Source organism: Rhabdothermincola sediminis (assembly GCF_014805525.1).
Lineage (GTDB): Bacteria > Actinomycetota > Acidimicrobiia > Acidimicrobiales > Acidimicrobilacustridaceae > Rhabdothermincola > Rhabdothermincola sediminis.
In genome coordinates this window covers 130,352-155,423 of the sequence record NZ_JACFSZ010000008.1, presented here as the reverse complement: position 1 = coordinate 155,423, position 25,072 = coordinate 130,352, and the positions used below count along the sequence as shown (strand labels likewise).

Here is a 25,072-nt window from a genome sequence, read left to right as displayed (position 1 = left end):
GGGCACGGCGGCGGGGGGCGGCGGCGGGGCCACGCCGCTCGGTGGGGGCGGGGGTGCAGCCGCTCCAGGAGGCGGCGGGGCAGCAGCACCGGGAGGGGGCGGCGGCGCGCTGCGCAGCGCCAGGTCGAGGCGAACCCCCTGCGCCTCGAGGGACTGCAGGTCCGCCAGCACCCGCTGGACGTCGGCCTGCTGCGCCTCGCTCAACCTCCCGGTCTGATCCAGGAAGGTGAGCACACCGAGATCTCGCAGCAGTGGCTCGGCGCGAGCGGCGCTGGGCGCACCGCTGCCGCTGCCGGAGAGGCCCTGGTTGATCTTGCTGCTGAGGCTGTCAGCGCCCCGCTTGAGGTCGTCCATGAAGCCCACAGGTGCTCCCTTCCTCGACGCTTCCACGAACCGGACGACCGGACACTAGCGGTGCGCCCGGCCCAGGGGTCACGACGGGCGGATGAGCGAGTAGTAGTCACCGTCGACGCCGAGCTCCACCTCCTCACCCGTGAGAGCGGAGAACAGTTCGTACAGCGGCTCGGGAAGCGCTTTCGGAACGGACCAGTCAAGTCGATCCGCCACCCCGGCCGCCTCGGCGAAGGGTCGCAGGAACGTGAAATAGACGTAGGCGCCGGCGCGGATCATGTCATCACGGCTCATGGCCACGATGTTGCGGTAGTGGCGCGCCTGCACGGTGCGGACGGTCGACACCAGGGCGTCCATCTCGTCGAGAGGAACCCGGGCCAGGGACCCGTCCGGGGTGTCGGTGGTGAACAGCCCGAACCCGCAGAGATGGCCCAGGTAGTCCTCCGGGACGGTGACACAGGTACCGAAGTCGGAGATCCGTACGTCGACCCCGTCGAGCACCAGACCGGCCGTGAGGTTCTGGTAGGGCATGCCGGCCGCCACATCGGACCACCAGAAGTCGCTCTGGCCCAGGCGGTAGAAGTCGCGCACCAGCAGGACCCGCCCGTCGGGCAGCACGTACGGACCGGTGTCGCCCGTGCCCACTCGGGTATCGAAGTAGAGGAGGAACAGGTAGTTCACCAGCGTGGCGTTGAACCGCCTGACCCGGAGCTGCTGCTCCTCGTCGACGATCGGCTGGGCACCCTCCACGAGGGTCTGCACGATGTCGTCGCCGTAGGGCCTCACGACACCCCGGGCATCCCACGCCTGGCGGGTGCCGTCACCCCCGCGGAACGCCATCGCGGCCCGCTCCCAGAACTCGAGGACGGTGCGCGCCGCGTGGGGGTCGTCGAGGCCAGGATCGATCGCGGTGAGTGCCTTGCGTCCCGTCAGGTAGAAGTTGGCGATCGACCACAGGTGGACGGTGTTGATGGTGCTCCCAGGCCGCCGGCCGGCTCGCCCGATCTCCTCTGCGGGCATGGCCGCGTCGATCGCCTCGATCATCGCCGGGTACCGGTAGAACGTCTCGGCACAAGCCACGACGATGTACGCGGTGACGGGGATGAGCTGTGAGCGGTACGACGTGCGCTCCGCCGTCAGGGCCTGGGCGATCGGGCTGTGGTAGGCGATCAGCCGGTTCGCCTCCTCCAGGTCGTGCTCGCAGTCGCGGTGCCCCGGTGGCCTCGGCCGTGCCGGATCAGCCACGGAGGACGCCTTCGGTGCCACTGCAGTCGAGCTCCACCATGCTGCCCGGTTCGGGTTCCCGACCCACGAAGGTGGCGCCCATGATGCACGGTACGTGGAACTCCCGGCTCACGATCCCGATGTGGCTGCGCGGGGTGCCTCCGGTGCAGACCACGCCGGCGAGCTCGTGGAAGATCGGTGACAGGAAGGTGGCGCCCGCGTCGCGCACCAGCGCGATCACGTCCTCGGCGCCGGAGTCCATCAGATCGAGCACGTCGTCCGGGCCAGTCATCGGCTGCCAGCGTCCCGAGACCGCCGGGGCGTCGAAGACCTTCACGCCCCGGGCGACCTCCTGCATGGCGAGTGATCGTACTGCCGTTGCGCAGCCCGCCGTGGCCGGCGACCGGTCGTGAGGCGAGGAGCCCGTGTCTAGCCTGGCCAGGTGCTGCGCTTCCTGTCCGACGAGTGGCTCGCCGCGCTCGAGCGCGCCGCGGAGGCGGCCACCGACGCGGTCGATCCGGACCTCGACATGGTCATCCAGCAGGTGGTGACCGACGACGAAGGGACGGAGGTCGCTTACCACCTCGTCCTGCGTGGCGGGCGGGTTCGGGCGCACCGCGGGCGTGCCAGCGCACCGACGGTGACGTTCATCACCGATCGCGACACTGCTGCCCGGATCAGCCAGGGGATCCAGAGCGCGCAGGCCGCATTCATGACCGGGGGCTTGCGCATCGGTGGCGACATCCGAGCGCTCGCGTCGCAGCAGGCTGCCGTCGCCGGCGTCCAAGACCTCTTCGGGGCGCTCCGAGCCGAGACGAGCTACTGAGGGGACGAGTGCCTTGCCCGAGCTACCAGAGCTGCAAGCGCATGCCGAACGCCTGACGGCCGCCGTCGGCGGTCGGGTCCTCGAGCGGTTCCAGGCCATGTCGTTCACCGCGCTCAAGACCGTCACCCCGCCGCCAGAGGTGGCCCTCGGTCACCTGCTCGTCGCGGTCAGGCGGCGTGGCAAGTACCTGCTGCTCGACGTGCAGGCTGCGACGTTCGTCGTACACCTCATGCAGGGCGGGCGCCTTCGTCCCGACGAGAAGCTCGCCGCGAGGCCGCGAGGCGCGCTGGCCCGCTGGCTGTTCGCTGACGGCAGCGGGCTGCTGCTCACCGAGGCGGGAAGGGAGAGACGAGCAGGCATCTGGGTGATCGAGGGCGACCCGCTCGTTGACGAGCCCCTCGCCGACCTGGGACCCGAGGCGGACGCCGTACCGCGCGACGAGCTCGAACGCCGGCTGCGCGGTGTCTCCATGCGCGTCCACGGCTTCCTGCGCGACCAGCGGTGCATCGCCGGGATCGGCCGCCGGCTGGCCAACGAGATCTGCCACCGGGCAGGCCTGTCGCCGTTCGCCAACACCGCGAACCTCGACTCGGACGAGATCGATCGGCTCCACGTGGCGATCCGCCGGTGCATCGGGGAGTCGCTGGCCTACGAACGTGATCGTGACGACATGAGCCACTCGAAGGAGCGGCTGGGCGCGGTCCACCATCGTGAGGGCCAGCCGTGCCCGGTGTGCAGCGACACCATCCGCTCGGTGTCCTACTCGACCTACACGGTCAACTACTGCCCCGCCTGCCAGACCGCGGGCAAGGTCCTGGCCGACAACACCACCAGCAAGTTCCTCAAGTAGCCACGATCAGATGAGACCGAGCTCGACCACCGTGTCGCGCTCCTCGATCAGCTCGGCGACACTGGCGTCGAACCGCTGGCGGGCGAAGTCGTCGAACTCGAGACCCTGCACGATCTCCCACTCGCCGGCGGAGGTGGTGACCGGGAACGAGCAGATCAGCCCCTCGGGCACCCCGTAGCTGCCGTCGGAGGCCACGGCCATGCTGACCCAATCACCGTTCGGGGTGCCCAGCACCCAGTCGCGCATGTGATCGAGAGCGGCGTTCGCGGCCGAGGCGGCGCTCGACAACCCCCGGGCCTCGATGATCGCTGCGCCCCGCTGCTGCACCGTGGGGATGAAGTCGTCCTGCACCCACGCCAGGTCATCGATGACCTGGTGTGCGTTCACACCGTCGATCTCCGCAGCGAACAGGTGCGGGTACTGGGTGGCGGAGTGGTTCCCCCAGATCGACACCTTCTTCACCGACCGGACCGAGCGGCCCGCCCGCTTGGCGATCTGCGCCACCGCCCGGTTGTGGTCGAGGCGGGTCATGGCGGTGAAGTGGCGCCGCGGCAGGTCGGGTGCGTTGTTCATGGCGATCAGGCAGTTCGTGTTCGCCGGGTTCCCCACCACCAGGACCCGCACGTCCTTGGAGGCATGGTCGTTGAGGGCCTTGCCCTGGACGGTGAAGATCGCCCCGTTGGCCTCGAGGAGGTCTTTGCGCTCCATGCCCTTCGAACGCGGTCGGGCACCGACCAGCAGCGCATAGTCGGCACCGCTGAACGCCTCTGCCGGCTCGTCGGTCTGGTTGATCGACTCGAGGAGGGGGAAGGCGCAGTCCTCCAGCTCCATCACCACGCCCCGCAAGGCGTCCATGGCTGGCGTGATGTCGAGGAGCTGGAGGATCACCGGCTGATCCGGGCCGAGCATCTGGCCGCTCGCGATGCGGAACAGGAGGCTGTAGCCGATCTGGCCAGCAGCTCCGGTGACGGCAACGCGCACGGGGTCGTTCACGGGATTCCTCCAAGTCAGGGCATCGCGACCGGTCGGGGCGGAGCCGAATCTAGCCACCGGCCCCACGGGGCGAAAAAGCCGCCCTGCTGGCCGCCAGTGGTCAGGAACCGTCGCGCCGGGTGTTGCCGAGCCAGCTCTGGTACAGCTCGGCGTACCGCCCGCCCGAGGCCACCAGCTCGGCGTGCGAGCCCTGCTCCACGATGCGTCCCGCGTCGAACACCAGCACCACATCGGCCGCCTCGGCGGTCGACAACCGGTGGGCGACGCTGACGGTCGTCCGCCCCTCGGCCAGCCGGGCGAGCGCGGTGGTGATGGCTCGTTCCGTCTCGGGGTCGACGGCGGAGGTGGCCTCGTCGAGGATGAGCAGGCCCGGATTGGCCACCGCGGCGCGGGCGAGGGCGACGAGCTGGCGCTCGCCCACCGAGAGGTTCTCACCGCGCTCGCCCACCATGGTGTCGAGCCCGGCCGGGAGCCGTGCGAGCCACTCCTCGAGACCCAGCCGGCGGAAGACCTCCTCCACCTCGCCGTCGCCCGCGCCTGTCCGACCCATCCGCACGTTCTCACGGATCGAGGTGTCGAAGAGGAACCCGTCCTGGGGGACCAGCCGGATCGCGTCGTGGCGCGACCCGGGCGCGACCTGGCGCAGATCCACGCCGCCGATGAGGATCCGCCCGTCCGTGGGATCTGCCAGCCGGCAGAGGAGCTTGGCGAAGGTGGTCTTGCCCGATCCGGTCTCGCCCACCACGGCGACATCCGCGCTGGCGGGGATCTCGACCGACACCCCGTGCAGCACCCGGCCGCCCTCCCGGTAGGCGAACGACAGGTCCTCGACCCGCACGTCGAGGGGTCCCCCGGGGAGCGCCACCCCGGGGTCGGGCTCGGGGACGTCGATCGGCAGATCGAGCACGTCGAGCACCTTGCGCCAGCCCGAGAGCGCGGTCTGCGTCTGGTCCAGGATCTCCCCCAGCTCGGCGATGGGACCGAGGATGAGGTTGACCAGGAACAAGCAGGCCACGAGGCTCCCGACGTCGAGCCCCCAGCTCGGTCCGAACCACGCCCCGGCGGCGAGCACGACCGCGAGCGCCGTGCCGCCGAAGATGTCCCCGAGCGGGAACAGCAGGGCGAAGTAGCGGGCTGCTCGCACCTCGCTGCGGTACTGACGGTCGATGGCGCCGTGGACCCGCTCGCGGACGCGCCCACCGATGCCGTAGGCGCGCACGACGCCGGCTCCCATGATGCTCTCCGAGATGGCGGACATGGTCTCGCCGACACGGGTGCGCACCTGGTCGTAGGCGCGCAGCTGCCTGCGCTGCAGAGCCCGCATGACCGGCAACATCGGCGCGAACACCACGACCACCAGCAGGGCGACCTGCCACGAGTACACCGCCATCACGGCGAGTACGCCGAGGATCACGATCGTGTTCACGATCCAGGCGATGCCGCCCCACTGCGCGAACCGGGCGATGGTCTCGATGTCGCTGGTGATCCGCGCCGTGAGCACCCCCCGCTTGGCCTCGTCGTGGTCTGCGACGGAGAGCCGGTGGATGTGGGCGAAGGCGCGCACCCGCAGGCTGCGCAGCATGGCTTCCGCGGACTGGACCAGCCTGATGTAGGTGATGCGGGAGACCGCCATCACCGCCACCACCACCAGGAGGGTGACCCCGCACGCCGACAGCACGAAGCCGGCTCGCAGACCGCCCGACCCGGTGACCCCTTCGTCGAGGATCTGCTGGATGAGCACCGGTACCGCGATGCGACCCACCGCGCCCGCGAGGGCCATGAGCACCGTGAAGCGCAGGCCTCGACCAAGCTCGGGGGAGATGGCCAGCCCGCGACGGAGGACCTGCATGGCTCCGCCGGTGGCCCCCACCGCCTCCCCGCCGCGGAGGTGGGCTTCGATGTCGTCGAAGAGCCCCGATTCGGGATCGAGCTCCTGCTCATCGGTGATGGTGGTCATGGTTCGCCACCCGCCTCGTACGCCCGCACGATCGCTTCGTACGCAGGCACCGACAGCAGCTCGTCGTGCGTCCCGGAGGCGGTCACCCGACCTTCCTCGAGCAGCACCACCCGATCCGCGAGCCCGATGGTGGAGACCCGGTGGGCGACGATGAGGGTGGTCATGTCGAGCGCGCTGCGGAGACCCTCGAGGATCTCCGCTTCCACCACAGGATCGACCGCGGAGGTGGCGTCGTCGAGGACAAGGACCCGAGGTCGGCGGAGCAACGCTCGGGCCAACGCGACCCGCTGGCGCTGACCGCCCGAGAGGGTGACACCCCGCTCCCCGACAACGGTCTCGTAGCCGTCGGGGAGGCGGGAGATGAACTCGTGCGCCTGCGCCACCCGGGCAGCCTCGATGAGCTGCCCCTCGCTGACCTCGGCGCCGAGGGTGATGTTGTGGGCCACGGTGTCGGCGAACAGGAAGGTCTCCTGGAACACCAGGGCCACAGCTCGGCGGAGCTCGGCGGGCTCGACCCACCGCAGGTCCACGCCACCGACGGACACCGCCCCGGAGAGCGGGTCCGCCATCCGCACCAGCAGCTCGCACAGGGTCGTCTTCCCCGCACCGGTGGCACCGACCAGGGCCACGATCTCGCCCGGGTCGACCCGGAGCGACACCCCCTCGAGGACCCGGTGCCCACCGTAGGCGAAGCTGACGTCGTCGTAACGCACCCCGAGGGGGCCCGTCGGCAAGGAGCGGGAGGCGGAGCGCTCGGCCTGCGGCGCGCCGGGCTCGGCGAGCACCCGGTCGAGGCGCGCGGTGGCCACGACGCATCGCGGCAGCTCCTGGAGGAAGAAGCCCACCACCCGCATCGGGAACGCGAGCAACCCGAACAACGCCATGGCCTGCACGAGCTCGCCCTCGTTCAGCATGCCCTGGCTGAGCTCCCAGCTCCCGATGAGCAGGAGCAGGATGATGCCGATGTTCGGGATGGCGTCGATCGCCGGTTCGAACAGGGCACGGATGCGACCAACGCGCACTCGGGCATCGCGGAGACGGTCCGCGGCCTCGTCGAGTCGCGCCACCTCATCCTCGGAGCGCCCGAGGGTCTTCACGACCAGCGCGCCGTCGAAGCTCTCGTGAGCGATGCGCGAGACCTCAGCCACCCGCTGCTGCACCACGGCCACCGGCCGTTCCACCGCCGTGGTGTACACCTGGTTGAGCAACGCCAAGAGGGGGAAGAGCAGGATGGCCACGAGGGTGATCAGCGGATCCACGAGCAGCAGGCTGATCAGCGCGAACACGATCAGCACCACCACGCCGAGGCTGAAGGGCAGCGCATTGAGCACCTCGGTGGCCGCCAGCACGTCGCTGTCGGCGTGGGCCAGGAGCTGCCCCGTGGGCGTCGCCCGGTGGTATGCGAGCGGCACCTGTAGGTAGCGGTCGGTCACCTCGCGCCGCAGGTGGGCCTGGGTGCGGAAGGTCGTGAGTGCCGCGAAGTACCGCCGCAACACGATCGAACCGGCACGCAGAAAGGCGATCAGCAGCAGCACCACGGCGGCACCGATGACCGCAGAGCGACTGACCCCCTCACCGAAGGCCGGGACGATCACCTGGTTGGTGACCCGCCCGAGCACCACGGTCGTGCCCACGGCCGCCATCGCGTACACCGTGGCGCCAATCAGGCTGATGGCGAACGTCCGGCGCTGGCGGCGCGCATGGCGGAGCACGACGCCCATCCCGCGGCGGAACACCCGCCCACCCGCCTCGGCGGGCACCTCCGTCGTGCTGGTCACGTGCCGATCAAGCCGGGAGTTGCAGGGACTTGTACTCGAGGAACTCCTCGAGGCCGAACCGCCCCAGCTCCCGCCCGTTGCCCGACTGCTTGTAACCGCCGAACGGCGCGAGCAGGTTGAACCCACCTTCGTTGACGTTCACCTGACCGGTTCGCATCCGCCGGGCGAACGCCTTCGCACGCTCGACGTCGGCCGACTGCACCGCCCCAGCCAATCCGTAGATGGTGGCGTTCGCGATCTCGACCGCCTGCTCCTCGTCGTCGTAGGGCATGATCGCCAGCACAGGGCCGAAGATCTCCTCCCGCGCGATCGTCATGTCCGGGGTGACGTCGGCGAAGACCGTGGGCTGCACGAAGTACCCGGTGTCGAGGCCCTGAGGCGGATCGACACCGCCGGTCACGAGCGTGGCCCCCTCGTCGATGCCGGTCTGGATGTAGGCCCGCACCCGATCGCGCTGGGTGGCCGAGACGAGCGGGCCGAGCCTGGCGTCGGAGTCCGCCGGGCCGACGGTGACGCTCTCGGCCGCGGCTTTGGCGAGGGCCACCACCTGAGCCTGCTTGCCGCGGGGGACCAGCATCCGGGTGAGCGCGCTGCAGGTCTGGCCCGAGTTCAGGAAGCAACCCGAGATCACGCCGGGAGCGACGCAGGCGTCGAGGTCTGCGTCGTCGAGGATCACGTTGGCGGACTTCCCCCCGAGCTCCAGGTGGACCCGCTTGACGGTCTGCGCGCCGAGCTCTCCGACCCGCTTGCCGGCACGGGTCGAGCCCGTGAACGACACCATGTCGACGTCCGGATGGGCGGCGATGGCCTCGCCGACCACCGGGCCGGTCCCGGTGACCAGGTTGAACACCCCTGCGGGCAGGCCCACGGCGTCGATGATCTCGGTGAGGATGAAGGCGTTCAAGGGTGTGACCTCGCTGGGTTTGAGCACCACGGTGCAACCAGCGGCGAGGGCGGGGGCGACCTTGGCCACGATCTGGTGGAGCGGGTAGTTCCACGGAGTGATCGCTCCGACCACCCCCACCGGTTCGCGGATGACCAGGGAGTTGCCGACCTGCTCCTCGAACAGGAAGTCCTCGAGGATCCGGACGTGGTTGGCCATGTTCGCCGCCGGCAACCCTGCCTGGATGGCGGTGGCCAGCCGGATGGGCATGCCGAGCTCTTCGGAGATGCAGGCCGCGATCTCCTCGCTTCGCGACCGCAGACCCTCCGCGATGCCCTCGATGTGCTTGCGGCGCTCCTCGGGGGATGTGGAACCCCAGGTCTCGAAGGCGGCGCGAGCCGCCTCGACGGCGCGAGCGACATCCGCCGGCGTCCCCGCCGGCACGCGCCCGCAGACCTGCTCGGTGGAAGGGTTGACGACCTCGATCGTCTCGCCGCCCTGGGACGCCACCCAGGCACCACCGATGTAGAGCTGATCGAACTCCTTCACGCGAGAACCCCCCGGGATCGCCGGCCGCGGAGGGCGACCGGGTCGGCAACCAACGCTACCGGTGCGGGTCGGGGATCACCGATCCGGCTATCCCCGCTCCCCGACCGGCGATCCCGAGAGGGACGGGGACGGGGCCGGCCGGCACAGGACCATCAACCCCCACCCGTCGCGACCCCGGCGCTCCGCCCCGTCGGGGAACGCATCGGCGTGGGCAGCAGCGACCTGGTCCACCTGCTCGTCGAGCATCCCGCTCAGCACCAGCCGGCCACCCGGTGCGACCCGAGCCGCCAGCGGCCCGGCGAGGTCGACGAGCACCGAGGCCCCGATGTTCGCCAGCACGAGATCGAAGACCCCGCGAACGTGCTCGAGGCTGGCGTCGTCGCAGTCGATCCGCGCCCCGACGCCGTTGCGCCGAGCATTCGCGATGGTCGCCTCCACCGCGTGAGGGTCGAGGTCGACCGCTCGCACCTCCGACGCGCCCGACACGGCCGCCGCCACCGACAACACCCCCGAGCCGCAGCCCACGTCGAGCACCCGGGACCCGGGCCGGGTGAAGCGCCCGACCGCTTCCAGCATCAGCCTGGTCGTCACGTGGCTGCCGCTCCCGAAGCTGCGGCCGGGGTCGATCCGCAAGTGGCGAAGGTCGGTACCGACCCCGCCGCAGGCCCCGACGCCCGGTGCGGCCGAGGTGGCTGCCGGTGCCCACCAAGCCGGCTCCACCACGAACGGGCCGGCCTCGACCGGGTGCGCATGACGCTTCCAGGTGTCCAGCCCGGCCTCGGGATCGAGGTCGGCGGCGACCGGATCGAACTCGGAGACCGCCTCCACGACGGCGTCGAGCCGGTCGGCGGGCACGGCGGCCAGCAGCGCGCAGCGGGCACCGCTTCCCACCGGGCATTCCTCGATACCGGCGACGCCCGCCCCCCACAAAGCGCCCGAGATCGCGTCCACCGCGGTGGCATCCACCTCGACACGGACCTGTCTCCAACCCTGCACAGCGATCGAGCCTACGAGGACGAGGAGGTGCTGGATGGATGGGGGGGATCACCGGTAGCGATGGGCGCCCCTGGCTGGTGACGGCCCGTGCCCCCGAGGAAAGGCGTGCCCCGTGACGGATCAACGCTTCCGGGTCGACGCTCCCTCGGTCATCCACGAGACGCTCGGCGACGACGTGGTGATCATCAACCTCGCTGCGGGCACCTGCTACATGCTGGCCGGCCTCAGCGTGCAGATCTCGCAGGCGCTCGCGAGCGGTGCATCCACGGACGAGGTCGTGGCCCAGGTGGAGGCGGGCCTGCTCATCCCAGACGACGTCATCCCGGTTGAGCCCCCACGCCGGATCTCTGCCGTCGCCCCGGGGGCACGGTTCGAGATCCCGATCCTCGATCGGTCCACGGGTGTGCTGAAGCTCGGCAACCTGCTCAGATCCCGCCGCCGGGTCGAGCCCGCTCGCGGGTGGTGCCGGCCGGGGCCAGAGCAGCGATCGGGAGCGTTCCGACCGGCCGGCGCGCGAGCGATCAGCGGGTGGGAGCCGCTCCGCGGCGGCGAGCGGCGAAGGCCAGCAGCCCGCCGGCGGCGACCAGCACGATGCCCGCCCGCAGCAGCGTCTCGGTCGTGCCGGAACCGGTGCGAGGCAGCACGCTCGGTGCGGTCGTCGGGGTGGCGGTCGCGCCGACGGTGATCGAGGTGCTGAGCACCTGACTCGCGCACCCGGTGGCGCTGACCTGGTAGGTCCCGGTAGGTGTCCCGGCGGGGACGGTGAACGAGCCGGAGAAGCTGCCGTCCGACCCGGAGGTCACCGTGACCACCGTCTGGCCATTGAACTGGATGGTGACCGAGGCACCGGCCTCGCAACCACGACCGGTGACTCGGACGGTGTCGCCGGGATCGACGTTGGGCTTGTCGACCGTGATGCCCGGCTGGGGCGGGTAGTCCTGGGCGTGGGCGGGCGCGGCCAGCCCGACCACGGCGAGCACCAGCGCGACCAGCACGAGTGAACGACGGATCATCAGACGAGCCTCCTCCCGAGCGACCTCCGCCCCTTCCGAGAGGCTAGCGCACGCCACGTCCCCCGTGGCCAACCACCGCGCTCCCGCATCACTTCCCGGCTCCCCCCGGCGGGGACGCCACCCGCACCACGGCGGCTCCTCGCAGGTCGAATCGGGCCGACCCGGCTCCCGACGAGCCCTCGCCCGACACCCCGGGCCCATCGATCACGAGGGGCTGCCGCTCGCCGTCGCGGCGGTGGACCGTCACCTCGATCCGATCGGGGAACACCAGCGCCGGGGCCCGGACGTCCAACCGGTAGCGATCGGGTTCCATCGAGCCTCTCACCGTGAACGTGACCGCCAGCCGGCCGCGCGGTGGGACGACGACGTGCGCCCCGGCGCGCCGCCAGCCGTACTCCTCGTGCATCTCGACCGGCAGGACCTCCCCCTCGACGGTGGCCGAGGTGACCGGGAACCGGCTGAAGAGCGACAGGTAGGTCCGGTTGGAGCCGTGGGGGAAGCCGTAGTCGTTGCCGGCCGCGTAGTCGGACCCGCCGGCAGGAGCGTCGTTGAAGAGCTCGATCGCCACTCGTCCCTCCATCACCCCGGTGGCGGGATCGAGCTCGACGTCGTATCGGACCGTGCGGTGCAGGTAGGCATCGAGCTTGTTCGGATTGGCGTTGGCCACGGTGACGAGCAGCCCGTCGGAGCCGGGGGCAGGTGGCGCCATCGCTCCATCGAGCCCCAGACGCCGCAGGAGCGCCTGCTCACGGGGGTCGAAGGCCCAGAAGCGCAGCTGCCCCGCCGCCACGGCCGGCCCGAGTGCCTCACCGACGGTGCGGGGCCCGGGCAGGTCGCCGGTGGTGAGCCGCTCGAAGGTCTCTCGTGACACCCGCTCGAGGAAGTCGACCCGCTCGTCGGTGTCGGGGAACTGCGCGTACTGCTGACGCAGCAGGAAGTCGGCCACGTTGTCGGGGGTGAGCGGCTGCTCGTAGCCCGCGACCCTGATCTCGCCGACGAGGCGGAGTAGCGCGGCCAGGCCCTCAGGGTCGACGTAGAGCACACCGTCGATGGCCTCGCCCTCGCGTGCGAGCGGGTAGAGCTCCCGGGCCATCTCCGCCACGGTCGGGAAGTCGGGGGTGCCAGTGATGTTCTGCCAGTGGGTCCACGGCCGGTATTGGAGGTAACGCTCCGGGTAGCGGGCGGGATCCGCCAGCGGGGGGTGCTGTCCCAGTGGGAGCCGGCTGCCCGCGTTGAGGTCGGCTGCCCGGCCGCTGGTCGTGAGCTCGAGGGCGCCCCCGTCGGCCACCAGCTCCCCCCAGTTGCCCATGAACCCCCCGAGCTCCCTGGTCTCGGCCGGGCTGGTGAACAGGATCAGGTACCGGCGGGCACCACTGCGACCGAGCAGGTCGGGTGCCACATCGAGCGCGACCGCCGCCAGGTCCGCGTCGTCGATGGCCTCGATCACCTGCTGCTCGAAGCGGTCGACCCGCGCACGGACGACGGGCAGCAGCCATGTCTCGTCGAGCGCGCCGAGCTCCCCGAGGCTCCCAGCCATCACCTCCGCCGCGTCGTGCATCGGCTGGGCGAGGGCGGCGAGCAGCTCGACGTCGACCCGTCCCCCCTCGACGCGGAGCTGCTCGACGTCGGCGACCTCGGCCGCCCGGGTCGCCGCGTCGACGATCGCGGCCCCGGAACGGGCAACGGTGGTGACCGCGTCGAGCTGGCGCCCCACGATCGGCAGCGCCCGGCCGGGCTGGACGTACCAGGCAGTGGTCGCCGAGGCCGTCGTGTCGAACGCCTCACGAGCCGATCGGAGGTGGGCGAGCACCCCCTGCTGATCACCCGCACGTGCCGCGTCGAGCCACGCCCGGCTCTCCTCCGCCGCGCGGCTGCCGTTGCGCCAGGTGATCGCCCCCGCGACCACCACCGGCACCAGGACCAAGCCGCCCACCATGCCGCCGGCCAGCGCGACCCTCCTGGCCCGTCGCCGCGCCGTGCCACCGGCCCGGCGGTAGGCGGACCCGGCCACGGCAGCGGCCCCGACGAGGCTCGCCAGCGCGGTCAGCCCTGCGGGACCGGTGTCAGGCAGCCGCAGCAGGACCTGGACGCCGGCACCGACCACCACCATGCCGGCGATCGCGGGCCTGCTCGGCGCCAGCGCGAGCGCGATCGCGGCGACGAGCACGACCAGCGCGCCAGCCACCAGGACCGGCTGGCCACCGACCGCGATGCACGCGCCGACACCGGCCAGCACGATCCAGCTCGGAGGCCCCGCGTAGGCCGCGGCCCGGGTCACCGCCGCGGCGAACAGGAAGCGCCAACAGCCGTCCACCAGGGCCAGCCCCGTGGGCGCGCCCGCCGCGAACAGGGCCCCGAGACCAGCCAGCCCGGCGATCGCCCACACCGAGACGGGCTCCCACCAGCGATCCCCCGTCGATGGTCGCCGTGCGCGCATCGGCGCCGATGCTACGGGTCGACCGGGCAGCGAGCGGGTCGGCTCGACTCAGCCGGCGTCGAGCTGACTGACCCCGCCGGTGCTCCACCAGCTCGCGGTCAACGCCAGGCCGGGCACCTCGGCTCGGGACTGCAGCTCCTCGTAGGTGCGCTTGTAGCCGGTGCTGGCGATCTTCCAGTCTCTCCCGACCTTGCGGTACTCGTCCCGGTAGAACGCCGCCCCCCGCACCGTCACGTTCCAGTCGGTCATGATCACCACGTCGTCCATCGCCCACGTGCCGAGGGCGGTGTCGGGGCCGGTGAGATCGATCTCGGGGTGGTGGACTCGATGGCTCGAATGGAACGTCGGCGCGCCCATGTTCCGCTCGAGGAAGGCGACGATGTCGTCCCGGCCCTCCAGGTGGTACTTCCCCCCGCTGTAGGAGGCCACCGCGTCCTCCGTGAACAGCTCGCGCAGCTCCGCCCAAAGCTTCTGGTCGATGCAGCGGAGGTAGGCGTACTTGACCCGCTTGATGGCCTCGATCTCGAGGAGGTCGCTCAGCTCCATGGGCGGATGGTACGCCCGCTGCCGGGACCCGCCGCAGAGCGCCTGCTCAGACCGCCGAACCCTCGCGGCGGTGCCGATGGACCTCGCCCCGCCACAACAGCAGCAGGGTGTCGAACACCTCGTGGACCGTCTCGTAGCCGGCGAAGTGGCCGCCGCCCGGCACCACGGTGAGCTGCGCGTCGGGCACCAACTCGGCCTGGTGGACTCCGTGGCTGAGGGGGACCACGATGTCGTCGGCGCCGTGCCAGAACCGGATCGGCACCTGTACGTCCCGCAGCGAGAACCCCCAATGGCGGGCGAAGAGCACCAGGTCGTACACCGGGGCGCGCAACCCGTGCGGGATCGCAGTGGTGAGGTCGTGCAGGAAGGCGGCCTTCATCTCGGGTTGGGCGAGCACCGAGCGGTCGGGACCTGGCCCGAGGCGGGCGTACAGGTCGAACAACGGGGAGGCCGCCACGGCCGCCAGCGGTCGCAGCAACCAGGTCATGGCCAACCCGGCCGGACCGGCGACCAGCGACAGCAGCGGCGCGAACGGCGCCAGCAGCCGGGTGTAGCCGGGCGCGGCCTCGGGACCGACGGTCGGGCCGATGCCGCCGAGCACCGCGCCGGCGACGACCCGATCGGGCATCAGGTAGGCGCACGCCAGCACGAACGGGCCGCCGCCCGACAGGCCGACCACGGCGAACCGCTCCAAACCGAGCCGGTCGCTCACCTGGCGCACGTCGAGCGCCCAATCGAGGACCCGCCCGTACTGGTGCGCGGAAGAGCGCCCGGTGCCCGGACGCTCCAGGCCGATCAGGCGGATCCCCCGATCCCGAGCCACCGTCGGCGCTTCGGGTGGCACCTGCTTGGATGCACCCGGGGTGCCGTGGAACCACAGCACGGGAAGGCCGGCTCGATCACCGAACTCCGCGTACCCGAGCACGCGCCCGTCGGCCAGTTCGACCACGTGCTCGACCTCCGGCAGGTTCGGAGGCGGGCAAGGATCGGTCACGGCACCAGATTGTGCCAGAGCCCGCGCTCGGGAAGGCACACAGCACTCCCTGTGGTCATCGAGGTGGTCACCGAGGAGCCGGCGCGCTACACGCCGACGCCGGTGCCCTGCCCGCCACCAGCGGTGTAGCCCTCTGACGGCTGGATCATCACCCAGCCCTGCCCGCCGAAGGCCATCTGGAAGGTCTCACCCGAGCCCTTGCCGATGAGCGTCTTCAGGTTCACGTCGGCCTTGACGTTCATGGTGACCCCGCTGGTCCACATGACCACGGCGTTGGGATCGGCGAAGGTGGGTGCGCTGGCCACGTCGAGCACCACCGGAGGGCCGTCGGTCGTCACGGCCACGTAGCCCGTGCCCGACAAGGTCACGTTCCACATGCCACCCGCCATCATCCCGGCGCCACCGACCATCTGGATGTCGCCATCGATGCTAGCGCTGTGGGCGAGGATGCTCGCGCCGTTGACGCTGACCGAGTCGTTCTCCAGGTACATCACCTGGATCTCCTTGCCCATGTCGGCGAGGAACACCTCGCCGGTGCCCTGGACCGTCATGAGCTTCTGGCCTTCACCGGTGAACTTCTGCTTGAGCCACTTGCCGGCCCCGCCCGCCCCCGCGGACTCGAACTTGGCGTCGCCCTGGTAGGCGACCATCGAGCCGAGAGCGGCCTTGATCGGGCCGTAGTGCAACAACACCTTGAGCATCTTCTTGTTCTGCAGAGTGAACGGGTCCTGGCCCGTCGTCTCCTGCGCGGCGGCCATGTCCAGGGCGACAGGATGGATCGGCACGGTTCACACCTCCAGCTCCGGGTCGGCCCGCAAATCTACGGCCTGACCCCTGGCCGCGTCCCGGATCTCGCACTCAACGCCGCAGGTGCCAGGCCTTGGGCTGCACGCAGGCCAGGATGCCCGCCGCGCCCAGCGTGGCTCCGATGCCCGAGTGGTGCCGCCCCGACCAGGGCAGCCGAGGGCTCACCCGGTCGCAGCAGTTCCAGTAGGCGGAGCCCACGTCGAGCCGAGCGAGGAGCCGCCGGGCTCGCTGCTCGTCGCGGGTGTACACGCCCGCGGTCAGGCCGTAGTCGGTGTCGTTCATCAGGGCGACCGCCTCATCGTCGCTCGCCACCACGCCGATGCCGATGACGGGGCCGAAGCTTTCCTCTCGCATGACGAGCATCTCGTTCGTCGCTCCCGTGATGACCGTCGGAGCGAACCAGGCCCCTGGACGATCGGCCAGCCGGTGACCTCCGGTTCGCACCACCGCGCCTTTCGCCACCGCGTCGGCCACCTGGGCCTCGAGCACCTCGAGCTGCTCCGGGCGGGCGAGGGGGCCGAGGTAGGTGCGCTCGTCGTGGGGATCACCGACGACGAAGCCCTCGACCACGGCGACGAACGCCTCCACGAACGCTTCGTACACGGCTTCGTGCACGTAGATCCGCTCGACGGAGCAACAACTCTGCCCGTTGTTGTAGAAGGCACCGTCGGCCAGGGAGGCGGCGGCGGGCTCGAGGTCGACATCGTCGGTGACGTAGATCGGGTCCTTGCCGCCCAGCTCGAGCTGGAGCCTGATCATGCGACCGGCGACGGCCTCGGCGATCCGCCGCCCCGTGGCGTAGGAGCCGGTGAAGAACACCCCGTCGACCGGCTGCTCGACCAAGGCAGCACCCGCGCCGGGGCCGCCGGGCACCAGCACGAACACGTCCTCGGGAACTCCTGCGGCGTGCAGGAGCTCGGTGATGGCCTCACCGGTGCGCGGCACCAGCTCCGAGGGCTTGTAGAGCACGGCATTGCCCGTGAGCAGCGCGGGGAGCTGGACGTTCGTCCCCACGAACCACGGGTAGTTCCACGCCGAGATGTTGGCGACGACTCCGAGAGGCTCGTAGCCGACCTGCTCGACCAGCTCGCCGTCGTCGTGCACCGTGGTCGGTCGCAGGACGCGCGGGACCGCGTCCACGAAGTAGTCGACCCGAGGACCCACTCCCGCCAGCTCGTTGCGGGACTGGGTGATCGGCTTGCCCATGTCGTCGGTGAGGATCGCCGCCAGCCGGTCGCGATCCCGCTCCACGAGGTCGCCGAACCGGCGGATGATCGCCACCCGCTCCTCCAGCGGGCGAGCAGCCCAGCCGGGCGCCGCGGCTGCCGCCCGAGCGAACGCGCCGGCCGCGCTCATCGGGATGCCACCTCGCGGGCGCGGTCGAGGAACTCGGCCAGGATGGGCCGCGGCGACAGCAGGTGTTCCCGATCACCAACCCACTCGGGATGCCATTGGACGCCGAAGACGTAGCGATCATCCGCATCCTCGAGGCGGACCGCCTCGACGATGCCGTCGGCGACGGCCCGTGCCTCCACGGTGAGCCCGTTGCCCAGGTCCTTCACCGCCTGGTGGTGCACGCTGTTCGTCCGTGCCGTCGACACGCCCGGGTACAACCTCGCCAGCGCGCTGCCCTCCACGACCTGCACCTCGTGCTCATTGCGGTCGTAGCGGTGCCAGTCGCGATGTTCGAGCGCACCAGCCACCTGGGTGGGGATGTCCTGGTAGAGGGTGCCACCGAACGCAACGTTGATGACCTGCGCGCCGCGACACACCCCGAGCACCGGCTTGCCCGCTTCGTGGAAACGGTTCAGGAGGTCGAGCTCGTAGCGGTCCCGGATCTCGTCGCCGGCCCACTCCGGGCGGAGCGGCTCCTCGCCGTAGGTCCGGGGGCAGACGTCGGATCCGCCTGGCAGCACCAGGCCGTCGAGGTCCGCCACCCAGTCGTCGACCTCGGGACCGGTGCCCGGAGCAGTCGGGATGAGGTAGGTCACGGCCCCACCGGAGGCCACCCAGTGCGAGACCGCCTCGTCGAGGTAGAGCAACGTCTTGCCCTTGAACACCGCCCGCTCGGGATCCGGGTGGAAGAAACTCGCCGAGATCCCGATCCGTGGCCGGCGAGCGTCGAGCCGGCTCATCGGCGGGCCCTCACCCGAAGGCCTCCACGAAGATGCCCCGGAGGTCGGCCTCGGTCACCGGACGAGGGTTGTCCAGGTGGCAGGGATCGGCGAAGGCCACCCTTGACAGCTCGTCGATCCGCGAAGGATCCACACCGAGCTGGGAGAGCGACGGCGGGATCCCGATGTCGGTCTTCAGGTCGCGCAGCCAACCCAGGAACGCGTCGGGAGCGTGCGAGTCGAGCCCGGCGCTGGCGGCCAGCATCGCGAATCGCTCGGGGCAGGCCTCGACGTTGATGCGCAGGGCGTGGTCGATCATCACCGCGTTGGCCAGGCCGTGGTGCAGGTCGGCCACGGTGCCGAGCGCGTGGGCGGTCGAGTGCACCACCCCCAGCCCCTTCTGGAAGGCGATGGCCCCCATCATCGACGACATCAGCATCCCCGTGCGGGCGTCGAGATCCCCCGGCTCGGCCACGGCGCGCAGCAGGTGGGTCGCTCCCAGGCGGAGCCCTTCGAGGGCGATGCCGTCGCAGATGGGGTGGTACGCCTTGGCCAGGTACGCCTCGATGTTGTGGGTGAGGGCATCCATGCCGGTGGCCGCGGTGAGCTGCGGCGGCAGACCGACCGTCAGCTCGGGGTCGGCGAGCACCACCCGAGCCAGCAGGTGCGGCGAGAAGATGATCCGCTTGACGTGGGTGGTGTCGTCGCTGATCACCGCGCTGCGCCCCACCTCGCTCCCCGTACCCGCGGTGGTGGGGAGCGCCACCAGGTGGCACACCGCATCCGTGATCGGCCGCGCCCCGGGACGGCCGTCCTCGTAGTCGAACAGCTCGCCCGGATGGGTGGCCATGAGGGCCACCGCCTTGGCGACGTCGAGCGCCGCTCCGCCTCCCACCCCCACCACGGCGTCCGCCCCGTGCTCGTGGTAGCGCCCGACCCCCGACCGCACCTGCGACTCGGTGGGGTTGCCCCAGACGCCGTCGAACACGGCGGGCTGCAAGCCCGCGCCACGGAGCGCGCCCACCAGCTCGTCCAACAACGGGAGGGCCGACACCCCCTTGTCCGTGACGACCAGCGGACGCCCGACCCCGACCTCGAGGAGGTGGTCAGCAAGGAGGTGACGGGCACCCAGGCCGAATCGGATGTCGGTGGGGAAGCTGAATCGGTCGATCGCCATCGGCCCGCAGGCTACCGGCCGCCCCGAACCGCCCCCGGCGCGCGCCGCGCTCCGGAGCTGCTCGCGGTCTCGGTGCCTACCGGCGAGAGCCCCTGAGGCGTACCATCCGGGTGGAGGCCTGACAGGCCACCGACCACGAGAGGAGCGTCACATGGAACGACCATCGTGGATCAGATCCGGTGCCGATGGCAGGGGTGGGGTGACGGCCGAAGCCCTCGAGCTCTTCGCCAGGCGAGGCGAGGCGCTCTGCGGGTTGGCGGACGACACCGACCGCGGCAGTGCTCGCGAGCGCGCCGGCTGGGTGCTGACCACCCTCACCGACGACCCCGACGCGGACGGCTGGGCCGTCCACGAGGCGATGGTGGGGACCAGACCCGCCGACGACGCCTGAACACCTCGGCAGCGCCGTTGCCGTTGAGGTCTGCCCGGTCGCGGCTCAGCCGATCTCCGAGCTCAGATGATCTCGAAGTAGCGCCGCAGCTCCCAGTCGGTGACCGCGTCGCCGAAGCGGCGCCATTCCCACTCGCGGGTCGCGACGTAGTGGTCCACGAAACCATCACCGAACAGCTCCCGGGCCACCTTCGACCCGGCCAGGCGATCGGTGGCCTCCTGGAGGGTGCGCGGCAAGCGCGGGAGCGTGCCGTCGGCGTATGCGCTCCCCCGAGTGGGTGGCTGGTCGAGCTCAAGACCCTGCTCGATCCCCCACAGGCCCGCTCCCAGGCATGCGGCCACCGCCAGGTAGGGGTTCACGTCCGCGCCGGGGACCCGCATCTCGAGCCGGGTCGAGCTGGCCGAACCGGGGATGACCCGGCAAGCCACGGTGCGGTTGTCGATGCCCCATGTCGGCTTGGTCGGCGCCCAGAAGCCGTCGACCAGCCGCTTGTAGCTGTTGACCGTGGGTGCCCACAGGGCGAGCAGCTCCGGCAGGAGCTGGAGGATGCCGGCGACGTAGGAGCGGAACAAGGCGCTCATCGAGTACTCGTCCCGCTCGTCGTGGAACAGGTTCTGCTCACCGTCGAGGTCCCAGAGACTCTGGTGGGCGTGGCCCGAGCAGCCTGGTAGATCGGTGTTCCAGCGGGCCATGAAGGTGGGCATGATGCCGAACCGGTGACCGATCTCCTTCACGCCCGCCTTGAAGAGCTGGGCCCGGTCCGCGGCCTCGAGCGCGGGGGCGTAGAGGATGGCAGCCTCGAACACCCCCGGGCCGGTCTCGGTGTGCAGCCCCTCGAGTGGCACGCCGAAGGCGCGTAGCTCACGCAGCAGGGCGTCGAAGAAGGGTTGGTTGTGGGCCTGGCGCAGCACCGAGTAGCCGAACATGCCCGGTGTGAGCGGCGTGAGGTCCCGGAAGCCCTTCTCGTTCACCGAGTGCGGTGACTCGAGGAAGTTGAACCACTCGAACTCGAGCCCGAAGTTGGCCACGTATCCCATCGCCGCCGCCCGCTCGACGACCCCCCGCAGGGCCCGGCGGGGGCAGACCTCGAGCGGCTGGTTCCCCGTTCCCATGAAGTCGCCCAGGAAGAAGTGCCGATCATCCTCCCAAGGGATCCTGCGATGGGTGGACAGGTCGAGACGCACCTCGGCGTCGGGATAGCCCGACTGCCAGCCGGTGTAGGTGGCGTTGTCGTAGCACTCATCCGCGGTGTCCCACCCGAACACCACGTTGCAGAACCCGAACCCGGAGCGGGCCGCCGAGAGGAACTTGCCCTTGTCGAGGTACTTGCCCCGCAGGACCCCGTCGACGTCGGTGATCGCCACCTTCACGTACTCCGCCGGGGAGCTACGGATGGTGTCGATCAGGTCCTGGTGGGTCTCCTCACCGCTGCCGTGCCCGTTCCCGCTCATGGTCGGGGAGCCTACGCCCCGCCCTGACCCGGCGTGGCCCCGACCCCGAGCGCGCTCGCGGCTCGGTGGCTGTGCGCGATGCGCACCAGGATCACCACCGCGCAGCCCGACAGCGTCACCGTGTACAGGATCAGCGCCGCATCACCGACCGCCAACCCGTAGGCGCCCCACATCAGCGCGTCGACGATGGCCAGCCTCCACGTCGCCGGTGCGATCCCTTCCAGGCGGTCACTGCGCAGAGCGGTCCACACCTGCGGGCCGTACTGGACCAGGACCGACACCGCGAGCACCGCGCCCAGCGCGCCGGCCAGCCACGCCACCACGATCGCCGCCAGCCACACACCCGCCCCGATCACGTCACGCCACCGGGTCTGGCGCCGGAGCAGCACTGCCGTCCACACCGCCAGCGGCAGGGCGGGCAGCGTGACCAGCCACACCGGCACCAACCCGGAGACGAACCCGTAGGTCAGCCAGGCCAGCTCGGTGACCGCGACGTTCAGCGCCATCAGCGGCGACACCCCGTCCGGCACGCCCGTGCGGACCAGGCGCACGGGCTGGGGGATCAACCGGGCCAGGAACGTGACGGTCGCGATCGCACCGAGCACGGTCGCCGGGTCCACGGCGGCGAGGCTACCGGCCGGCACCGGGTTCCAGAGCAGCGAGTAGCGTCGGCACGATGGACGGCAACCCAGCACCGACGTTCGTCCTGGCGATCGATCTCGGCACCGGCGGACCGAAGATCGCCCTGGTCTCCACCGAAGGGGAGGTCATCGCCCATACGGTCCGCCGCAATGGGTTGATCCTCGTGCCCGGCGGCGGCGTCGAGCAGGACCCGGAGGAGTGGTGGAGCTCCATCGTCGACGGCATCGGTGAGCTGCTGGGACGCCAGCTGGTTCCCGTCCGCGACATCGTGGCCATCAGCATCACCGCCCAGTGGATGGCGACGGTCCCCGTCGACGAGACGGGCACCCCGCTCGCCAACGCGGTGAGCTGGATGGACGACCGCGGCAGCCGCTACGTCAAGAAGGTGACCGGAGGTGGTCTCAGCATTCCCACGGTCGGCTACAACGCCCGCAAGCTCCGGCGGTGGCTACAGGTCACCGGTGGCGTCCCCTCCCGGACCGGGAAGGACTCGGTGGGCCACATCCTGTGGCTCAAGCACGAGCGGCCCGGCGTCTACCGCGACACATACAAGTTCCTCGAGCCGATGGACTTCCTGAACATGCGGCTGACCGGGCGGTTCGCGGCGTCCTACGACTCGATCGTCGGGCACTGGGTCACCGACAACCGTGACCTCTCACGGGTCGCCTACGACGAAGAGCTGCTGTCGTGGACCGGCATCGATCGGGACAAGCTCCCCGACCTGCTGCCGACCGGATCGGTGGTCGGTCCCATCACCCCCGAACGGGCGAAGGAGCTCGGGCTCGGTGAGCACGTGCAGGTGATCACCGGCACGGGTGACACCAGCTCGGCGGGTATCGGGGCCGGCGCGGTGCGTGACTTCGACGGCCACCTCTACGTGGGCACGTCGTCGTGGCTGTCGTGCCATGTGCCGTTCAAGAAGACCGACCTGCTCCACAACATCACCTCGCTCCCCTCCGGCATCCCCTCGCGCTACTGGGTCGCCACCGAACAGGACGTCGCGGGTGCGTCGCTGACGTGGCTGATAGACAACGTCCTGCTCGCGGACGACGCCCTCTCCGTGGTCGACGCGCCCGACGACATGCTCGAGTCACTCAACGGGCTCGCCGCGAGCTCGCCGCCGGGGAGCAACGGAGTGCTGTTCTTCCCCTGGCTGAACGGGGAGCGCACCCCGGTCGACGACCACCGCATCCGCGGGGGGTGGATCAACCTCGGCCTGGGCACCCAGCGGGCCGACCTGGTACGGGCCGTGTTCGAAGGCGTGGCGCTCAACGCCAGGTGGATGCTCGTCTACGCCGAGCGCTTCGCGAAGCGGCGCTTCGACGGCCTCACCTACATCGGCGGCGGTGCGCTCTCGCCGTTGTGGTGCCAGGTCATGGCCGACGTGCTCGACCGCCCGATCCGGCAAGCCGCCGAGCCGCGGCTCGCGAACGTGCGTGGGGCCGCGTTCTCCGCCGCGGTGGCGCTCGGGTACCTGCGATGGGAGGACATCCCGACTCGGGTGGCCATCACCGAGACGTTCACGCCCGACCCCTCCACCCGGGCCACCTACGACCGGGCCTTCGAAGCCTTCACCGAGTACTACAAGCGCACCAAAGGCATCTTCGCCACGTTGAACCGCCATCCACGAGGACCGTCATGACCGATCACCCCGTCCCCCCCGAACCGACGATCAAGCAGTTCCGCGAGCGCTACGAGACCTATGCGCAGCTCCCCCCGACCGGCGTGCCACGCGAGGAGGTGCTGCGGGTCATGCGGGAGATGGCTGCCGAGGAACAGGCGAGGTGGGCCGAGGGCTACGCCTCCGGTTGCGTCTACAACCGGGACCAGGACCACATCGACTTCCTGATCGAGGCCTACGCCATCAACTCGCAGTCCAACCCGCTGCACACCGACGTGTGGCCGAGCGCGGTGAAGTACGAGAGCGAGATCGTGGCCATGACCGCCAGCATGCTCGGGGGCGGGCACATCGGCGGTGGGCCGGGAAGCCCCGACGGGGTGTGCGGCACCGTGTCCTCCGGCGGGAGCGAGAGCATCCAGCTGGCCATGAAGACCTACCGCGACTACTTCCGGGCCACCAAGGGCATCACCAAGCCGCAGATGGTGGTCCCGGAGACCGCGCACGCGGCGTTCGACAAGTCCGCGCAGTACTTCGGCATCGAGATCGTGCACGTCCCGGTGGGTCCCGACTGGCGGGCCGACGTGGATGCCATGGCCGACGCGGTCACCGACGACACGGTGGTGATCGTCGGCTCGGCGCCGCCGTTCCCCCACGGCATCGTGGACCCCATCGAGGAGCTGTCGGAGATCGCCCGGGAGCGGGGCATCGGGTTCCACACCGACGCCTGCCTCGGAGGGTTCGTCCTGCCGTGGGCCGAGAAGCTGGGTTACGACGTCCCGCCGTTCGACTTCCGCCTGCCGGGCGTGACCTCGATCTCCGCGGACACCCACAAGTTCGGGTACGCGGCGAAGGGCACCTCGGTGGTGCTGTACCGCAGCCAGGAGCTCCGCCACTACCAGTACTTCACGATGACCGACTGGCCGGGTGGCCTGTACTGCTCACCGTCGTTCGCCGGTTCCCGCCCCGGGGGGCTCAGCGCCGCGTGCTGGGCGGCGATGGTGTCGATCGGCGAGGAGGGCTACCTCGAGGCCACCCGCCGGATCCTGGAGACCGCCTCGACCATCAAGGCCGGTATCGAGGAGATGCCGGAGCTGCGGCTCTACGGCGACCCGCTGTTCGTCATCGCCTTCGACAGCACCGACCCCGCGCTCGACATCTACCGGGTCAACGACGCCATGACCGCTCGGGGCTGGGCGCTGAACCCGCTCCACCGCCCGGCCGCGCTGCACCTGTGCGTCACCCAGCGCCACACCCAGCCCGGCGTGGCGGAGCGCTTCCTCGGCGATCTGCGTGCGGCGATCGACTGGGTGCGCGAGAACCCCTCCAGCGAGGGTGGCATGGCGCCCATCTACGGGATGGCGAACACCGTCCCCGAGCGGGGCCTGGTCGCGGAGGCGATGCTCGACTTCATGGACGGCTGGTACCGCCTGCGCTGATCGGGCACGGCGCCCGGCCCCTCTCCGCCCCCGCCC

23 protein-coding genes are annotated in these 25,072 nt (G+C 70.7%); 5 read left to right on the top strand and 18 right to left on the bottom strand.

Annotated elements, in window-relative coordinates:
• The 3 genes from HZF19_RS08635 to HZF19_RS08625 all read right to left on the bottom strand — a co-directional run.
• On the bottom strand, positions 1-363 hold a 363-nt coding region (locus HZF19_RS08635), incomplete at its 3' end, for a hypothetical protein (RefSeq protein ID WP_208028358.1).
• 69 nt (positions 364-432) lie between these two features.
• Entirely contained in the window at positions 433-1,596 is a 1,164-nt protein-coding gene (locus HZF19_RS08630) for a hypothetical protein (protein ID WP_208028357.1), read from the bottom strand.
• Positions 1,589-1,933 carry a PEP-utilizing enzyme gene (locus HZF19_RS08625; protein WP_208028356.1) on the bottom strand — a complete coding sequence of 115 codons (345 nt, stop codon included), beginning with the start codon at positions 1,931-1,933 and terminating at the stop codon, positions 1,589-1,591. The genes HZF19_RS08630 and HZF19_RS08625 overlap by 8 nt, the downstream gene beginning before the upstream one ends.
• A gap of 84 nt (positions 1,934-2,017) precedes the next feature.
• On the opposite strand from HZF19_RS08625, the gene HZF19_RS08620 reads away from it, so the two are divergent.
• Both HZF19_RS08620 and HZF19_RS08615 read left to right on the top strand, forming a co-directional pair.
• On the top strand, positions 2,018-2,401 hold the full coding sequence (locus HZF19_RS08620) for an SCP2 sterol-binding domain-containing protein (RefSeq protein WP_208028355.1): 384 nt from the start codon (positions 2,018-2,020) through the stop codon (positions 2,399-2,401).
• 13 nt (positions 2,402-2,414) lie between these two features.
• Positions 2,415-3,251 carry a DNA-formamidopyrimidine glycosylase family protein gene (locus HZF19_RS08615; protein ID WP_208028354.1) on the top strand — a complete coding sequence of 279 codons (837 nt, stop codon included), beginning with the start codon at positions 2,415-2,417 and terminating at the stop codon, positions 3,249-3,251.
• 6 nt (positions 3,252-3,257) lie between these two features.
• On the opposite strand, the gene HZF19_RS08610 is transcribed toward HZF19_RS08615, so the two are convergent.
• The 13 genes from HZF19_RS08610 to HZF19_RS08550 form a co-directional block, all read right to left on the bottom strand.
• Positions 3,258-4,244, bottom strand: a complete 987-nt coding sequence (locus HZF19_RS08610) for a malate dehydrogenase (protein WP_208028367.1) — start codon at positions 4,242-4,244, stop codon at positions 3,258-3,260.
• Positions 4,245-4,344: 100 nt separating this feature from the next.
• Entirely contained in the window at positions 4,345-6,093 is a 1,749-nt protein-coding gene (locus tag HZF19_RS08605; protein ID WP_372443448.1) for an ABC transporter ATP-binding protein, read from the bottom strand.
• Between the two features lie 104 nt (positions 6,094-6,197).
• Positions 6,198-7,979 carry an ABC transporter ATP-binding protein gene (locus HZF19_RS08600; protein WP_208028352.1) on the bottom strand — a complete coding sequence of 594 codons (1,782 nt, stop codon included), beginning with the start codon at positions 7,977-7,979 and terminating at the stop codon, positions 6,198-6,200.
• Positions 7,980-7,986: 7 nt separating this feature from the next.
• Positions 7,987-9,411, bottom strand: a complete 1,425-nt coding sequence (locus tag HZF19_RS08595; RefSeq protein WP_208028351.1) for an aldehyde dehydrogenase family protein — start codon at positions 9,409-9,411, stop codon at positions 7,987-7,989.
• Positions 9,412-9,498: 87 nt separating this feature from the next.
• A complete protein-coding gene (locus tag HZF19_RS08590; protein ID WP_208028350.1) occupies positions 9,499-10,407 on the bottom strand; it encodes a 50S ribosomal protein L11 methyltransferase in 909 nt (302 codons plus the stop codon).
• A 521-nt stretch (positions 10,408-10,928) separates the two neighbouring features.
• Positions 10,929-11,420 (bottom strand): hypothetical protein, encoded by a 492-nt coding sequence (locus tag HZF19_RS08585; RefSeq protein WP_208028349.1) that lies wholly within the window; start codon positions 11,418-11,420, stop codon positions 10,929-10,931.
• 88 nt (positions 11,421-11,508) lie between these two features.
• Positions 11,509-13,857, bottom strand: a complete 2,349-nt coding sequence (locus HZF19_RS08580; RefSeq protein ID WP_208028348.1) for a DUF4012 domain-containing protein — start codon at positions 13,855-13,857, stop codon at positions 11,509-11,511.
• A 48-nt stretch (positions 13,858-13,905) separates the two neighbouring features.
• A complete protein-coding gene (locus HZF19_RS08575) occupies positions 13,906-14,403 on the bottom strand; it encodes a nuclear transport factor 2 family protein (protein ID WP_208028347.1) in 498 nt (165 codons plus the stop codon).
• Between the two features lie 46 nt (positions 14,404-14,449).
• Positions 14,450-15,397, bottom strand: a complete 948-nt coding sequence (locus tag HZF19_RS08570; RefSeq protein ID WP_208028346.1) for an alpha/beta fold hydrolase — start codon at positions 15,395-15,397, stop codon at positions 14,450-14,452.
• An 86-nt stretch (positions 15,398-15,483) separates the two neighbouring features.
• A complete protein-coding gene (locus tag HZF19_RS08565; protein ID WP_307781174.1) occupies positions 15,484-16,182 on the bottom strand; it encodes an AIM24 family protein in 699 nt (232 codons plus the stop codon).
• A gap of 73 nt (positions 16,183-16,255) precedes the next feature.
• Positions 16,256-17,560 carry an aldehyde dehydrogenase family protein gene (locus HZF19_RS08560; protein ID WP_208028345.1) on the bottom strand — a complete coding sequence of 435 codons (1,305 nt, stop codon included), beginning with the start codon at positions 17,558-17,560 and terminating at the stop codon, positions 16,256-16,258.
• Entirely contained in the window at positions 17,557-18,339 is a 783-nt protein-coding gene (locus HZF19_RS08555) for a gamma-glutamyl-gamma-aminobutyrate hydrolase family protein (RefSeq protein WP_208028344.1), read from the bottom strand. Before HZF19_RS08555 ends, HZF19_RS08560 begins: the two co-directional genes overlap by 4 nt.
• Positions 18,340-18,349: 10 nt before the next feature.
• Positions 18,350-19,495, bottom strand: a complete 1,146-nt coding sequence (locus HZF19_RS08550) for an iron-containing alcohol dehydrogenase (protein WP_208028343.1) — start codon at positions 19,493-19,495, stop codon at positions 18,350-18,352.
• Positions 19,496-19,646: 151 nt separating this feature from the next.
• Here HZF19_RS08550 and HZF19_RS08545 point away from each other — a divergent pair, with 151 nt between their 5' ends.
• Positions 19,647-19,886 carry a hypothetical protein gene (locus tag HZF19_RS08545; protein WP_208028342.1) on the top strand — a complete coding sequence of 80 codons (240 nt, stop codon included), beginning with the start codon at positions 19,647-19,649 and terminating at the stop codon, positions 19,884-19,886.
• A gap of 62 nt (positions 19,887-19,948) precedes the next feature.
• Here the strand turns inward: HZF19_RS08545 and HZF19_RS08540 are convergent, their stop codons facing one another.
• Positions 19,949-21,337: a glutamine synthetase family protein gene (locus HZF19_RS08540; RefSeq protein ID WP_208028341.1), complete on the bottom strand. Its 1,389-nt coding sequence runs from the start codon at positions 21,335-21,337 to the stop codon at positions 19,949-19,951.
• 11 nt (positions 21,338-21,348) lie between these two features.
• The gene (locus HZF19_RS08535) at positions 21,349-21,957 is read right to left on the bottom strand and encodes a hypothetical protein (RefSeq protein ID WP_208028340.1); all 609 of its coding nucleotides are present in this window, start codon (positions 21,955-21,957) and stop codon (positions 21,349-21,351) included.
• A 56-nt stretch (positions 21,958-22,013) separates the two neighbouring features.
• Between HZF19_RS08535 and HZF19_RS08530 the strand changes: the two genes are divergently transcribed.
• The gene (locus HZF19_RS08530; protein ID WP_208028339.1) at positions 22,014-23,621 is read left to right on the top strand and encodes a xylulokinase; all 1,608 of its coding nucleotides are present in this window, start codon (positions 22,014-22,016) and stop codon (positions 23,619-23,621) included.
• Entirely contained in the window at positions 23,618-25,036 is a 1,419-nt protein-coding gene (locus HZF19_RS08525) for a pyridoxal phosphate-dependent decarboxylase family protein (RefSeq protein WP_208028338.1), read from the top strand. The genes HZF19_RS08530 and HZF19_RS08525 overlap by 4 nt, the downstream gene beginning before the upstream one ends.
• Positions 25,037-25,072: the final 36 nt, after the last annotated feature.